This window comes from Lachnoanaerobaculum sp. (assembly GCF_057250505.1).
Map to the genome: position 1 here is coordinate 172,200 of NZ_DBHIEQ010000001.1, position 15,485 is coordinate 187,684.

15 protein-coding genes are annotated in these 15,485 nt (G+C 38.4%); 3 read left to right on the top strand and 12 right to left on the bottom strand.

Annotation, left to right across the window (positions count from 1 at the left end; translation table 11 throughout):
- Positions 1 to 17: 17 nt before the first annotated feature.
- Genes ACO6FI_RS00960 through ACO6FI_RS00970 form a run of 3 tightly spaced genes read left to right on the top strand, consistent with a single transcriptional unit; the run spans position 18 to position 1,433 of the window.
- Entirely contained in the window at positions 18 to 500 is a 483-nt protein-coding gene (locus ACO6FI_RS00960) for a methyltransferase family protein (protein ID WP_485455706.1), read from the top strand.
- A gap of 42 nt (positions 501 to 542) precedes the next feature.
- Entirely contained in the window at positions 543 to 1,010 is a 468-nt protein-coding gene (locus tag ACO6FI_RS00965; RefSeq protein WP_485455707.1) for a hypothetical protein, read from the top strand.
- An 18-nt stretch (positions 1,011 to 1,028) separates the two neighbouring features.
- Positions 1,029 to 1,433, top strand: a complete 405-nt coding sequence (locus ACO6FI_RS00970; protein WP_485455708.1) for a hypothetical protein — start codon at positions 1,029 to 1,031, stop codon at positions 1,431 to 1,433.
- Positions 1,434 to 1,578: 145 nt separating this feature from the next.
- On the opposite strand, the gene ACO6FI_RS00975 is transcribed toward ACO6FI_RS00970, so the two are convergent.
- The 12 genes from ACO6FI_RS00975 to gdhA form a co-directional block, all read right to left on the bottom strand.
- A complete protein-coding gene (locus ACO6FI_RS00975) occupies positions 1,579 to 3,021 on the bottom strand; it encodes an ABC transporter ATP-binding protein (protein WP_485455709.1) in 1,443 nt (480 codons plus the stop codon).
- Positions 3,006 to 3,686, bottom strand: coding sequence for an energy-coupling factor transporter transmembrane component T family protein (locus ACO6FI_RS00980; protein ID WP_485455710.1), 681 nt, complete (start codon positions 3,684 to 3,686; stop codon positions 3,006 to 3,008). The genes ACO6FI_RS00975 and ACO6FI_RS00980 overlap by 16 nt, the downstream gene beginning before the upstream one ends.
- A gap of 4 nt (positions 3,687 to 3,690) precedes the next feature.
- A complete protein-coding gene (locus ACO6FI_RS00985) occupies positions 3,691 to 4,290 on the bottom strand; it encodes an MptD family putative ECF transporter S component (protein WP_485455711.1) in 600 nt (199 codons plus the stop codon).
- A gap of 127 nt (positions 4,291 to 4,417) precedes the next feature.
- A complete protein-coding gene (leuS, locus tag ACO6FI_RS00990) occupies positions 4,418 to 6,832 on the bottom strand; it encodes a leucine--tRNA ligase (RefSeq protein WP_485455712.1) in 2,415 nt (804 codons plus the stop codon).
- Between the two features lie 89 nt (positions 6,833 to 6,921).
- Positions 6,922 to 8,310: a glycine--tRNA ligase gene (locus ACO6FI_RS00995; protein WP_124952484.1), complete on the bottom strand. Its 1,389-nt coding sequence runs from the start codon at positions 8,308 to 8,310 to the stop codon at positions 6,922 to 6,924.
- Positions 8,311 to 8,321: 11 nt separating this feature from the next.
- Entirely contained in the window at positions 8,322 to 8,882 is a 561-nt protein-coding gene (locus ACO6FI_RS01000; RefSeq protein ID WP_207644051.1) for a putative periplasmic lipoprotein, read from the bottom strand.
- Between the two features lie 223 nt (positions 8,883 to 9,105).
- Positions 9,106 to 9,531, bottom strand: a complete 426-nt coding sequence (sufU, locus tag ACO6FI_RS01005) for a Fe-S cluster assembly sulfur transfer protein SufU (RefSeq protein WP_288914231.1) — start codon at positions 9,529 to 9,531, stop codon at positions 9,106 to 9,108.
- Entirely contained in the window at positions 9,524 to 10,741 is a 1,218-nt protein-coding gene (locus ACO6FI_RS01010; protein ID WP_485455740.1) for an aminotransferase class V-fold PLP-dependent enzyme, read from the bottom strand. Before ACO6FI_RS01010 ends, sufU begins: the two co-directional genes overlap by 8 nt.
- A complete protein-coding gene (locus ACO6FI_RS01015; protein WP_485455713.1) occupies positions 10,722 to 11,789 on the bottom strand; it encodes a SufB/SufD family protein in 1,068 nt (355 codons plus the stop codon). The genes ACO6FI_RS01010 and ACO6FI_RS01015 overlap by 20 nt, the downstream gene beginning before the upstream one ends.
- Complete coding sequence (gene sufB, locus ACO6FI_RS01020; RefSeq protein WP_485455714.1) at positions 11,789 to 13,195, bottom strand: Fe-S cluster assembly protein SufB; 1,407 nt, start codon at positions 13,193 to 13,195, stop codon at positions 11,789 to 11,791. Before sufB ends, ACO6FI_RS01015 begins: the two co-directional genes overlap by 1 nt.
- On the bottom strand, positions 13,195 to 13,953 hold the full coding sequence (sufC, locus tag ACO6FI_RS01025; protein ID WP_485455715.1) for a Fe-S cluster assembly ATPase SufC: 759 nt from the start codon (positions 13,951 to 13,953) through the stop codon (positions 13,195 to 13,197). The genes sufB and sufC overlap by 1 nt, the downstream gene beginning before the upstream one ends.
- 173 nt (positions 13,954 to 14,126) lie before the next feature.
- A complete protein-coding gene (gdhA, locus tag ACO6FI_RS01030) occupies positions 14,127 to 15,461 on the bottom strand; it encodes an NADP-specific glutamate dehydrogenase (protein WP_124952494.1) in 1,335 nt (444 codons plus the stop codon).
- Positions 15,462 to 15,485 lie beyond the last annotated feature (24 nt).

The window sequence follows — 15,485 nt, forward strand, 5'->3', positions numbered from 1 at the left end:
ATATAAAGGGGGCTTATATGAAAAAGAATACATTACCTGTTTTTGGTGTCGGTCCTATTTATGCCGTCAGTTGTTTACTTCTAACCGCCTTCGGACTTTTCTTAAAAAAGAAAGGATTTCTAAATGGCGGAGACCTTCCGAGCTTAAAGTCTGTAGCGATGATTATAGGCTTTCTGCTTATTTTTATCGGAATAGCATTGTGGATATATGCTGTAATCATTCAAAGAATCAGTAGAGAGATAAGCAGCGGGAATCTGGTAACAACCGGAATATATTCCATTGTCAGAAACCCTATTTATCTTGCATTTTTATGTGTGTGTACAGGCATTTTGATAACTGCACATAATGTGTACTTACTTATATTTCCGGTAGTTTTTTATATATTCTTAACTGTATTGATTAAGCAAACTGAAGAAAAGTGGCTGCTTGATAAATTCGGATTGGAATATACAGAGTATTGTAAACATGTCAACAGGGTAATACCCTGGTTTAGACATTAATATATTTATGTCATCACCTAAGATGACGGAATGGAGATTATTATGGCGTTAATGGATTTGTTTAAAAAGGCTTTTATGGGAGCAACCGACGAGGAAAATCGTAAGAACAAAGCCAGAATGAGAGAAATATTTAACAGCAGTGTTGCAAACGGTGATGATTACAAGCTTATTTATTGCCATATGGAAAACTGTACCAATGCTGTTATTGTTAAGGTTACAAGGCACAGTAACTTTATTGTAGGGTACAAGGAAGGCGAAGTTGTAGTTATTCCTGTAAATGCCGAACTTACAGAGTATGGGGATGCAATGGTATTTAATAAAGCAAATGAAAGTTTTACAAAGACATCTCTAGGCTTTTGTTTTGTAGGAAATCCTGAAGTTTCTCTACAATTTGTTCCTATGACCTATGAACCCGGAATTACTGCCGGTGCAAGACATTCAGTTTCAATCACTCAATCATCTGCAGAAGTGGCCGAGTTTAAAAAATTCTTTAAAAAGGGATTACAATAATTTATAAATATGAGAATTATGAATAAAGATGATATAATCTCCGCACTAAAAGAAGCGGTAATACCTGATGAAGAGTATTATATTGATAATGAAATAATAGATGCAATGCTTGAGTATCCCGACCCGTTCCAATTTGTCAAGCCTGTCTTGGAAATAATATCACAAAACCCAAGTGTCGACTTCGGATCTCCCGGAGAATTGGTCCACTTTGTAGAAAAGTTTTATAAAAAGGGCTATGAAGAAGCACTTATTGAATCGGTAAAGAAAAATCCTACATTTCATAATATATGGATGATTCATCGTTGCTACAATGATGCAAGTAGTGCATTCCATAATGACTTTTTATCACTGATAAATGAGATTAAAGAAAACCCTTCTACATCTGCTGATATTACAAAGGCAATTGAAATGTTTAATTGGTAATTATTTAATAAAAAATCTTGGAGTCGGCAAACGCCGATTCCAAGATTTTTTATTTATTTTACATTAACATTTTAAGAATTCGACAATATAATGTCGGTTTAAGTGTCATTTTAACAAAAATATCACTGTAAACTTTGTATCACTCTCAATTCCCTTTTTTAAAAAAATCTAATATCTTATCTTCATTTCCACGAATTATAATCTTCTTGTTCCCATTTTTTGAGAGTAAATATGCCGTGTTACAAACTTTAAATATCAGCTCAATATCATGTGTTATAAGGATAACCGGAGTGTTCTTTATTTTTTCTCTAATAGCATCAGCAACCAGTTTCATTCTCCTGTAATCAAGCCCTGCTGTAGGTTCATCCAAAATAACGAGTTTGGAATTTTTAAGCAATGCTATAATAACTGCCAGCCTTTGTTTTTCTCCGCCTGATAAATCATGTGGATTCAGCATTCTTTTATTCCATAAATCCATTTCAACCAGGTATCTTTTAACCTCCTCCAAATATTTTCTGTCTTTTACTTTATCTTTAGGAATCAATTCTTTTTCAACAGTTTCACAAAAAAACATATTGTTGCAATTTTGCAGACTGATTGCTACATCAGATAGCCTCTCCTTTATAGAACGGCTGTATGAAGTCTTTCCTTTTTTTAATGGTATAATACCTGAAAGCTGTTTTGCAAGTGTTGTCTTTCCTATCCCGTTATCACCTATTAAAGCCTTACATTCCCCGATGTTTAGAGTAAAATTAACCGCCTCCTTTAGACTATAGCCTTTATTACTTATATATACATCTTCAATTCTTATCATTTGATTATCATCAGGATATTCCATGACGGATTTTAAATTATTATTGTTAAAAGACCTAAGTTCATTTTTTTGTTCCAAATCTGATGTTAAATCTTTTGATGTGAAAATCCCATCAATCTTTCCTTCTTTAAGAACTATCATTCTGTCTATTAACTGAAATAAATATGACAGTCTATGCTCCACTATAATTATAGTTTTACCGCAATCCTTCAAATGTTTTAAAATTCTTCCAAGCTCATTTGTAGATGTATAATCTAAATTTGCCGAAGGCTCATCCAATAAAATAATCTCGCTGTCAAATACCAATGTAGAAGCTATGGCTACTTTTTGCTTTTGTCCTCCGGAAAGTTCTCTTACTTTTCTTGTTTTTAAATCAGAAATCCCTATTTCCTGTAGAGAATTTTGAACCTGTCTGCGTAGCAGATTTCGTTCCATTCCCATATTCTCGCCGATAAGAGCCACTTCATTTTCAACCTCCTTTGAAAAAAACTGATCATTCGGATTTTGAAATACATTCCCTACATACTTTGCGATTTCTCCGGCTTTGTAGTCTGAAATACTCTTATTCAAAATACTTATTTTACCTATTATATTCCCATCATATAATGCCGGAATCAATCCGTTTAACAGCCTTAATAAACTCGTCTTACCGCATCCTGACAATCCTGTAATAACAATAAATTCACCTTTATTTACAGAAAAAGTGATATCCTTTAGAATAGTTTCATTACTATATGAAAACTTTTTTATATCAACATTTATAATTTTTGACATATCGTAATACCAAGTAATATAAGTCCGACTAAAATAACCGCATAATCTCTCCATGTGAAAGAGAGATCCTGATAAGAAGTCTTTTTACAATCATATTCAATTCCTTTTGTAATTAAAGCACATGATAAAGTTTCACCTGTTTCAAATGCTTTGTAAATCATAGGAACAAGATAGACTTCCAAACTGTGAATCGGTCTGAAAAGAGTTATTTCAATATTCCTGGCTTTTAATCCCTCCCTTATTTCTGATAAATATTCTCGGTATTCCGGAATAAAGCGAAAAAAGATAGCCACTCCGATACATAAAGAATTCGGTAAATGTATATTCCTTAAAGAGTATATCATTGTGGATGTGCTAAAATCAGACATTATGCCTGCCAGTATCCATAAAGGAAACAGTTTAAGGATAATCAGTACCATTGTATAGATTGCCCCAAACCATCCATACAAAAAGTATTCATTTGGAACTATATTTATTAAACCGAATAAAATAATATAAAAAGCAAACAGCTGAATTGATTTTCTTCTTTTTACAACAACTGCCAAAAAGAAGCTGAAAATCAGCATCAGCCAATAAACAGGCATTGTACAAAAAAACACAATGCTTGTATAGATTATCATAAGGATACCCACAGATATCGGTTTGATTTGTATTTCCGTCTTCATAATATCACGATAATATTCCCGCTCTGGTAATACTCTTATTAAAAAACTTATTATAGATATATTTGCCAAGCAATGTACCTAAAATTGAAGCTAAAAGCTCTATAAGCAATATGATTGCCATATTTTTAGGATTAAAGAAAATCCCTTTAACCATTTGAGCCTTTTCAACAGTAAACAGATTCGGGAAAGTTTTTACCAGTCCTTCCACACCTAAGAAAAGTATAAAAAAGAAACCGTGCAGTGCATAAATCACCTGTGAAACTACATATGATATGCCGATTCTGCCGTCATTTATATAATTATCTTTACCCCCTATACATACTTCTCCCAAAATACCGGCTACAAGCATAATCGGAAGCATAGGAATAAATCCCATAACAGCATAAATAATACCTGATAACAGATAATAAATGAATATTGTTCCTCTTTTAGCAATTTTATGACACATAACAAAATAAACCGGAGCACATAATAAACTTCCTATTGAAACATGTATAAAAACTCCATAGGTTCCGAAGACCTGTGTTATCATTCCTGATAACAAGCTGACAACAAAACCCACCACTCCAAGCAAACTTACTACAATAATATCTTTTAATTTCATTTATTTCTCCCCCTTATTCTAAAAGATATACTTTACAATTCAATGTTAGTACCACCTAACTTTGCTGTCAAGAAATGATTTCTAAAATACAAAAAGAAGCCGTCATTTCAGGCGACTTCTTTTAATTTTATCCGACAACTATATTTATAATCTTCTTCGGAACATAAATTTCTTTTCTTATTGTTCCTTCAAGCTTTCCGGCTTCAACTAAGGCTTTCTTACCTGCCTCTATAGCATCTTCCTTGCTTACATTGACATCAAGCTCAATAACCAGCTTTGTCTTACCGTTTATCTGCACAGGAACCTCTATGGTATCCACTTCCTTGTGGCTCTCGTCAAATGTAGGCCATTTCGCATGGAATACGGAGCCTTCTTCTCCAAGCTCTTCCCAAAGCTCCTCACCTATATGAGGTGCAAAAGGTGCAAGTAATATAACAAATGCCTTTAATGTTTCCTTATCCACACCGGTCTTTTTACCAAGCTCGATAAGCTTATTATTGTACTCCATAAAGCCTGCTATAACAGTGTTTAAGCTGAATGCATTAAATCTTTGCTCAATATCCGAGATAAGATTTGCACGAACTCTTAGAAGTTCTCTGTCAGCCTCCACATTCTTATCCTTATTTTCCATTACAAGTTTATAGAACTTATTTAAAAATCTGGCAACACCCTCGATACCTCTGTCATCCCAGTCGGCATCAAGCTCAGGCGGTCCTACGAAAAGCTCATACATCCTAAGTGCATCACAGCCGTAGTCACGCACTAAATCATCAGGGGATACAACATTTCCCTTACTCTTACTCATCTTCTGTCCGTCACTGCCGTTTATCATTCCCTGATTAAAAAGCTTGGTAAAAGGCTCGTCAAAGTCAACCACACCGATATCATTTAAGAACTTGGTGTAGAATCTTGAGTAAAGCAGATGAAGTACGGCATGCTCAACACCGCCGATATACATATCTACAGGGAGGTATTTATCCGCCATCTCCTTACTTACAAGCTCCTTATCATTGTGAGGATCCACATATCTTAAGAAATACCAACTTGAGCCTGCCCACTGCGGCATAGTATTGGTCTCACGCTTTGCAGGTCCGCCACATACAGGACATGTTGTATTTACCCACTCGTCAATAGCCGCAAGCGGTGACTCACCTGTTCCGGTAGGCTGATAACTTTCCACCTTAGGAAGCTCAAGAGGGAGCTGATCCTCAGGCACCGCTACATTTCCGCAACATGGACAATGTACTATAGGAATAGGCTCACCCCAGTAACGCTGTCTTGAAAATACCCAGTCACGAAGCTTGTAATTGGTAGTCTTCTTACCATATCCCTTCTCCTCAATCATCTGTGGAGCTTCAAGCTTTAACTTGGCACTTTCCATACCGTTCCAATCGCCTGAATTTATCATTGTACCTACAGCATCTGTGTAAGGTTCAGTCATATTTTCAATTTCTTTACCGTCTTTTGCTATAACCTGAACTATAGGAAGTCCGAACTTCTTTGCAAAATCAAAGTCTCTGTCATCATGTGCAGGTACACACATAATAGCACCTGTACCGTAGTCGGCCAAAACATAGTCTGAAAGCCAGATAGGTGTCTTCGCTCCGTTTAGCGGATTGATTGCATAAGAACCTGTAAATACACCTGTTTTTTCCTTTGACTGCATTCTGTCTACATTAGACTTCATAGAGCTGTCAAAGATATACTTTTCAACAGCCTCTCTTTGATCATCGGTAGCCAGCTTCTTTGCAAGCTCATGCTCAGGTGAAAGTACCATAAAAGTAGCACCGTAGAGAGTGTCAGGTCTTGTAGTGTAAACAACTATATTGTCATCGCTTCCGTCCACCTTGAAGTTTACCTCTGCACCATAGCTCTTTCCTATCCAGTCCGACTGCATCTTTTTAACCTTCTCAGGCCAATCAAGCTTATCAAGGTCATTAAGAAGTCTGTCCGCATACTTTGTAATTCTAAGCATCCACTGACGAAGGTTTTTCTTGGTAACAGGAGTTCCGCATCTCTCACATTTTCCGTCTACCACCTCTTCGTTTGCAAGACCTGTCTTACATGAAGGACACCAGTTTATCGGGAATTCCTTCTCATATGCAAGGCCTTTTTTGAACATCTGAACAAATATCCACTGTGTCCACTTATAGAACTTAGGATCTGTAGTATTTACCTCTCTGTCCCAATCATATATTGCGGCAATCTCATTTATCTGTCTCTTGATATTGGCTACATTCTCGGCTGTAGACTTTGCAGGATGAACGCCCATCTTTATAGCGTAGTTCTCCGCCGGAAGTCCGAACGCATCCCAACCCATAGGATGGATTACATAATGTCCCTTTAATACCTGATATCTGCCCCATACATCCGATATTACATATCCTCTCCAGTGTCCTACATGAAGTCCCGAACCTGAAGGGTATGGGAACATATCCAAGCAATAGTACTTAGGCTTCTTTCCATCATCTACATTTATAGGATGCTCTTCCCATCTTTTCTTCCATTTTTTCTCTATTGCACTATGATTATACTGTGCCATAATCTATTCCTTTCGCTACCTGTTTAAAGTTGATTAGAGCTTCCCTCCACAAATGTGAAGTTAAAGCTCTACTCAAAATAAGTTAAATTTTAAAATCTGAATTTGTCCTCAAAATAAGCCTTAAGCTCTGAGATAGGTACTCTTACCTGCTCCATACTGTCTCTGTCTCTTACAGTTACAGCATTGTCATTCTCGGAATCAAAGTCGTAAGTGATGCAGAACGGTGTACCGATCTCATCCTGCCTACGATATCTCTTTCCGATATTTCCTCTGTCGTCAAACTCTACATTGTAATACTTTGACAATTCTTCGGATATCTTAAGAGCGCCCTCATTAAGCTTCTTTGAAAGAGGTAAAATACCGATCTTAACAGGAGCAAGTGCCGGATGGAAATGAAGAACCGTTCTGGTATCTCCGCCCTCAAGCGTCTCCTCGTCATATGCCGCACAGAGGAATGCCAAAGTTACTCTGTCAGCTCCAAGTGAAGGCTCTATAACATATGGAATATATCTCTCACTTGTCTCATCATCAAAGTATGAAAGATCCTGTCCTGAAACTTCCTGATGACGATTAAGGTCATAATCCGTTCTGTCAGCGATTCCCCAAAGCTCACCCCAACCGAACGGGAATAAAAACTCTATATCGGTTGTAGCATTTGAATAGAAACTGAGCTCTTCCTTATCATGGTCTCTAAGTCTCATCTGCTCCTCTTTGATACCGAGCGCTATAAGCCAATCTCTGCAAAAACCTCTCCAGTAGTCAAACCACTCAAGGTCTGTTCCCGGCTTACAGAAGAACTCAAGCTCCATCTGTTCAAACTCTCTTGTTCTGAATGTGAAGTTACCCGGTGTAATCTCATTTCTGAATGACTTACCTATCTGTCCTATACCGAAAGGAACTTTCTTTCTTGAAGTTCTTTGTACATTCTTAAAGTTTACAAAGATACCCTGTGCTGTCTCAGGTCTTAAATAAACCACATTTTTGGCATCCTCAGTTACACCCTGGAATGTTTTAAACATCAGGTTGAACTGACGGATATCTGTAAAGTTATGCTTACCGCAGGTCGGACAAGCTATTTCGTGCTCGTCAATGTACTTTTTCATCTCGTCATTTGACCATGCATCCACACTTCCTTCTATAGTAATGCCGTTTTCCTGCATATAATCTTCTATTATCTTATCTGCTCTGAATCTCTCATGACATTCCTTACAGTCCATCAAAGGATCCGAGAAGCTTCCCAAATGTCCTGAAGCAATCCATGTCTGCGGATTCATCAAGATAGCACAATCCACACCTACATTGTATGGTGATTCTTTTATAAACTTCTGCCACCAAGCCGCCTTAACATTATTCTTTAATTCAACACCTAAATTACCATAGTCCCAAGTATTTGCAAGACCTCCGTATATCTCTGAACCCGGATATACAAATCCTCTTGACTTTGCCAGTGCTATGATTTTTTCCATGCTATATTCCATGAATATCTCCTTTATTTAAAAATGATATAATTAAAGCCATCTACCTTGGCAGTATTATCGTTAAATTCTATGTTGTTGGACACATATGTGATTTTACCGTCTGTATACACATCAGCCTTACCGTCTATTACGGCAATATAATCGCCTTTTATTCCGTCAGGTATTTTTATGGAATCCATTTTTGAAAGGTCCGCATCACTAAGCTTATACACATCAAGCGACTTCAAATCAAAGCTGTTGTCCTGAGTAAACTTTGCAAATTCCTGCATACACTCAAATGAAGTATATGAGAATACCACCTTTGCAATATCATTCTTTATCCCGGCTTCTTCCAGTTTTACCTGATTTGCGGAATTAAGCTTGTTAAAATCCTCCACTTCCGCATTTGCAAAATCTTTAAGTTCTTCACTTTTTGCCTTAGTATCTATTTTCTGCACCAAAGCCGACTTTAATGTACCGTCTTTAGATATAAATATAGAACTTTCATCAGGATTATATGAATACGCTTTTTTACCACCACAGCCGGATAAAAATAATATCATCATTATAGCTATCAGATATCCCTTTTTCATGAGTACTCCTCTTCTATATAATTTCATATGCCCCAAATCGAAGCAATGTAACAAGTAAAACTACATCAAAAGATATAAACCTGTCCCGGGCTTTTACATTAAGACATCAAAAATAAGTATGCCACAAATGACTGCCATTTTCAAGGTAGGAGAGATTTTTTATTATATTTTGTACGATATAAAAAAAGACAGGAACTTTTATCCCTGTCTTTTCATATATACTCTATTTCAGCAACTCATCCATTGTATGCCAACCGAGTACTGCACATTTTACTCTTGCAGGCATATGTGAGATATCTTTTAAGGCTCCGGCCTCATCAAGTTCGTCTATCTCTTCGTCAGTCGCCTCTCCCTTTATCATACGCAAGAAAATATCGGAGAGTCTCATGGCCTCATCTTTTTTCAAACCTATTATCATATCAAGCATTATATCCGCTGAAGCCTGTGATATGGCACATCCGTCACCTACAAATGCTCCGTCTTCTATAATGCCGTCGTCATTTACCTTCAGCTTTAAAGTGATATGGTCTCCGCAACTTGGATTCACACCGTCAAGTACAAGGTTTGCATCAGGCAAATCATGCTTGTGATAAGGTCTTAAATTGTGTTCTGTCAGAATTTCATTATAAAAGGCTCTGTTATCACTCATCGTATCCCATCTCCTTTCTTATATCTGATAGAGCTGCTGCGAGTGCATCTATCTCTTCCTTTGTATTATAGAAAGAAAGGCTTGCTCTTGTTGTTGAATTTATCTTAAGATGCTGCAACAGCGGCTGTGCACAGTGATGTCCGGCTCTTACCGCAATACCTTTTGAATCAAGTATCGTTGATACATCATGCGGATGTACTCCCTCCAGTATAAAGTTTATTATACCGCTGTGCTTCTTTGGATCCTTTGAACCAAGTATTCTGACATACTTGTTCTTTGAAAGAACCTCAATAGCATACTCACTAAGCTCTCTTTCGATACTCTCTATCTTCTCATAGCCTATGCTCTCTATATAGTCGATAGCCGCCACAAGACCTACCGCACCTTCCGCGTTTACAGTACCGGCTTCAAACTTGTGCGGAAGCTCGGCATATGTTGCCGAATCTCTTGTGACATACTCTATCATCTCTCCACCGCTGAGGAAAGGAGGCATAGCGTCAAGCAACTCTTTCTTACCGTAGAGTACACCGATACCCATTGGTCCGCAAAGCTTGTGGCCTGAGAATGCGAAAAAGTCCGCATCCAAGGCTTTTACATCTATTTTCTTATGAGGTATGCTCTGTGCGCCGTCAACAACCGCTACGGCACCCACACTGTGAGCCTTCTCAATTATATACTCTATAGGTGTAGGGATTCCCAGTACATTTGAAATCTGTGTACAAGCTACAATCTTTGTATTTTCATTTATTTTTGAATCTATTTCAGCCTTTGTAATCTCACCGTCTTCCTCACAGTCAAGGAATACAAGTTTGGCTCCTGTAGCTTTTGCCACCATCTGCCACGGAAGCATATTTGAATGATGCTCAAGTATACTTACAACTATCTCATCACCTGCTTTTATATTGTTAAGACCGTAGCTGTATGCCACAAGGTTAAGGCTCTCTGTAGCATTTCTTGTAAATACTATCTCTTCGCTTCCCGCCGCATTTATAAACTTTGCAACCTTGGCTCTGGCATTCTCATAGTCCTGCGTAGCCTCAACACTGAGCTTATATACTCCTCTTAAAGGATTGGCATTGTGATGCTTATAAAACTCGTTCATTGCATCCAGTACTGCCTGTGGTCTCTGTGAAGTAGCCGCATTATCCATATATATTACATCACTTGAATCCAGAAGCGGAAAGTCGGCTCTATATACGCTCTTGCTCATCTTCGCTACCTCCCAGATAAACATTTATCTTCTCCTCAAGTGCCACATTCTCAAGCTTCTTGCCTATAGCATCTATTCTAGCTCTTGCTACCATCTTTGTAACACTTTCCTTGTCCATACCTCTTGAAGTAAGATAGAAGAGCATTTCCTCATCAAGATTTCCAATGGAAGCACCATGTGTTCCGACCACATCTTCCTCGGTACAAAGTATTACAGGTATACTCTGATTGTGGATATTTTGACCTAAAAGAAGTACTTCCTCACTCTCTTCACCTGTAGCGTCCTTTGCACCTTGCTTAAAGTCGATTGTACCTCTAAGGAGCTTGCTTGAATTGTCATTAAGTACTCCCGAAGCTATCATCTTTGAGTTTGTGGATTTTCCTATATGGTCAGCCACATAGTTAAGATCTATCTGATCCTCTGCCTTTCCGTAATATCCGAGGTCTGATATGAACTCACTTCTTTTACCTATAAGGCTTGCTCTTGCTCCTGCAAATATCTTCTTACCGCCAAGTAAAAGCTGAACAAGTTCAAATGAAGCGTCCTTGTCAACATTTGCACCTATATCATTAAGTGAGATATCACTGTCTGACTGAAGCCCTACCTGATAAAGCTTCACTTTTGCATTTTTTTCGGCATATACCAAAGTCTGTACTGCAAGTGCACCCTCATTTTCACTATTTGATGAGTAATCCATCCATACACTTACATCACTGCCTTCCGCCGCATAGACATATACTCTTACCTTTGAAAGGTTTTCATTGTCTCTGTATATATTTATATGAGTCTTTGAAACTTTTCCTGTAAGTGTATTTATAATAATATCCTCACTGTTTTCACTCATAAGCTCTGACATAGCCTCGCCCATTCCTGTGGGCAGTGCATTCATCTTTTCGATATTTTCACTTGACAGTTCATTATTTGCATTCTCATTTAATACTTTTATATTTGCGCTGCCGGTTTCACTTGGTATTGAAATAGCAGTCTCATTCATCTTAAGCCATCTCCAGGTAAGGACCGGTATCTTATTTAAAACAATATCTTTCATTAACCAATACTTCCTTTCATCTCTAATTGAATGAGATTGTTCATCTCTACAGCATACTCAAGCGGCAACTCTTTTGATACATTGTCTGCAAATCCGCTTACTATCATTGCTCTGGCATCTTCCTCGCTGATACCGCGGTTCATAAGATAGAATACGGCGTCATCACTGATTCTACCTATTCTTGCCTCATGTCCTACATCCGCATTCGCACATCTTATATCCATTGCAGGTAATGTATCGGAGCGTGATATATCATCAAGCATCAACGACTCACATGATACCGACGACTTTGAATTATTCGCCTTTTCAGATACCACTACCGCATTTCTGAATGTGGATATACCGCCTGCCTTTGATATTGACTTTGTACTTATAACCGACGATGTATCAGGTGCCGCATGTACAACCTTTGAACCTGTATCAAGGTTTTGTCCTTCACCTGCAAATGTGATTCCGGTGAACTCCATTCTTGCACCTCTACCCTTTAAAATACTCATAGGATAAAGATATGATACATGTGAACCGAACGAACCTGAAACCCACTCGATTCTTCCGCCCTCTTCCACAACAGCTCTCTTTGTGTTGAGGTTGTACATATTCTTTGACCAGTTCTCAATAGTTGAATATCTGAGTCTGGCATTCTTTCCTACGTACAGCTCCACACATCCTGCATGAAGATTGGCCACATTATACTTCGGTGCAGAACATCCTTCGATAAAGTGAAGGTCCGCACCCTCATCCACGATAATAAGTGTATGCTCAAACTGTCCTGCTCCCTTTGCATTAAGTCTGAAGTATGACTGCAAAGGAATATCCAGATGAACGCCCTTCGGTACATATACAAATGAACCTCCTGACCACACCGCACCGTGTAATGCCGCAAACTTATGGTCATTCGGCTTTACAAGTTTCATAAAATGCTTCTGAATCATATCCGCAAATTCGCCATGCATTGCACTTTCAAGGTCGGTATATACAACTCCCATCTGTGAAACTTCATCTCTTACATTGTGATATACAAGCTCTGAATCATACTGTGCTCCTACACCTGCAAGTGACTTTCTCTCCGCCTGCGGAATACCGAGCTTTTCAAATGTATCCTTTATCTCCTCCGGTACATCCGACCACTTGGTCTTCATATTTGTATTCGGTCTTACATAGGTAACTATATCGTCCATATCAAGACCCTCTATGGACGGACCCCATGGCGGAACTTCCATCTGATTATATATCTGTAATGCCTGTAATCTGAAATTCTGCATCCATGCAGGATCATTCTTTTCTTTTGAAATCTGAGATACAAGCTCAGGTGTAAGACCTGCGGCTATCTTGAAGTTGTCGGTATCTTCATTTCTAAAGTCATAAATACTCCTGTTGATGTCTTCTACATATGTCTTTTCCTTCATTATTTGCTCTCCTGAATATACTTTTCAAATCCATGCTCATTGATTTCATCTACCAAAGAAGCATCTCCTGTCTTTATGATTTTTCCGTCTACCATAATATGTGTATAGTCAACTTTTAATGACTCAAGTATTCTGGTACTGTGAGTGATTATAAGAAGAGCACCGTCTTTTCTCTTTTGATATTCCTTAACACCTTCCGAAACTGTTCTTACAGCATCCACATCAAGTCCCGAATCCGTCTCATCAAGTATTGCAAGCTTTGGTGAAAGCATAAGAAGCTGCAAAATCTCGGCTTTTTTCTTCTCACCGCCTGAAAATCCTACATTCAAAGCTCTGTTGGCATAATCCTTGTCCATATTTAAGACTTCCATGTTCTTTTCAAGTTCTTTTTTAAACTGCATCATCCTTACTCTCTTGCCCGAAACAGCCTCTACCGCATTTCTTATAAAGCTGCTTAGAGGAAGTCCCGGTACCTCAAGCGGATTTTGAAATGATAAAAACATTCCCGCCTTTGCACGCTTATCCGCAGACTCGTCAACTATATTCTTACCGTCAAATATAATCTCTCCGCCCTCTGTGATATATCTTGGGTTACCCATCAGAGCATAACCGAGTGTTGACTTACCGGCACCGTTAGGTCCCATAAGTACATGTGTCTCACCCTTGTTTATCTCTATATTTACTCCATGAAGAATCTCCTTTAAATTCTCATCATCTTCTATGGAAACTGTTAAATTATTTACATTTAATAATGACATTGATTTTTTCCTTTCACTTATCCCATGAGCATGGGTAATCTTGTAACAGATTATCTTTGTTACCTGCATAATGGGATTTTAAAGCTTAATTCCCAGTAAGTCAATAGGAATTAAAAAAAAGCCCTTAAAAAAGGGCTTTTAAATGCTTATGTATTTAATTTTGTACAATATTTTTATACAATTCCCTGTGAAATCATTGCGTTTGCAACCTTCTCAAATCCGGCAATATTTGCACCTGCAACATAGTTGCCTTCCTGATTGTATCTCTTAGCGGCATCGTCAACCTTTGTAAAGATATCCTTCATGATGCCCTTAAGCTTCTCGTCAACTTCCTCAAATGTCCATGAAAGTCTCATAGCGTTCTGGCTCTGCTCAAGACCTGAAACTGAAACACCGCCTGCATTTGAAGCCTTACCCGGCATAAAGAGTACACCGTTTTCCTGAAGATACTTTGTAGCCTCAAGAGTTGTAGGCATGTTTGCACCCTCAGCTACAGCAAAGCATCCGTTAGCTACAAGTGCCTTCGCTCCATCAAGGTCAAGCTCGTTTTGAGTAGCACATGGAAGATAGATATCACATTTGATATTCCAAATTCCCTTTCCTTGTGTATACTTTGCTGAAGATACTCTGTTTGCATACTCTGAGATTCTCTGTCTCTTAACTTCCTTGATATCCTTAACAACATCTACCTGGATACCGTTCTCATCATATACATAACCGTTTGAATCGCAAAGTGCAACTACCTTTGCTCCAAGCTGCTGTGCCTTCTCAATTGCATAGATAGCAACATTTCCTGAACCTGTAACTACAACTGTCTTACCCTTAAGCTCCTTGTTGTTTGCCTTAAGCATCTCATCAAGGATATATACAAGGCCGTAACCTGTAGCCTCTGTTCTTGCTAAAGAACCGCCGAAAGGAATTCCCTTTCCTGTAAGTACACCCTCAAACAATGTTGAAAGTCTCTTGTACTGACCGAAGAGGTAACCTATCTCTCTTCCGCCTACACCGATATCACCTGCAGGTACATCTGTGTCTTTTCCGATGTGCTTGTAAAGCTCGCTCATAAAGCTCTGGCAGAATGCCATTACTTCTCTGTCTGATTTTCCCTTAGGATCGAAGTTTGAACCGCCTTTTCCTCCGCCCATAGGAAGACCTGTAAGTGAGTTCTTAAGCACCTGCTCAAAGCCCAGGAATTTAAGTATAGACTGATTTACTGTAGGGTGGAAACGAAGACCTCCCTTGTAAGCGCCGATTGAGTTGTTGAACTGTACACGATATCCCTTGTTTACCTGTACATTTCCCTTGTCATCCACCCACGGAACTCTGAATGAGATAATTCTTTCAGGCTCTACAAGTCTCTCCAAAATACCGTTCTTTCTGTAAAGCTCCTCGTTAGCGTCTACAACCACTTTAAGTGACTCCAAAACTTCCTTAACCGCCTGATGGAACTCCGGCTCATTAGGGTTGGCTGCTACAACTTTTTCTAAAATCTCTTCTACATATGACATAATCTTACCTCCTAGGCTTATATT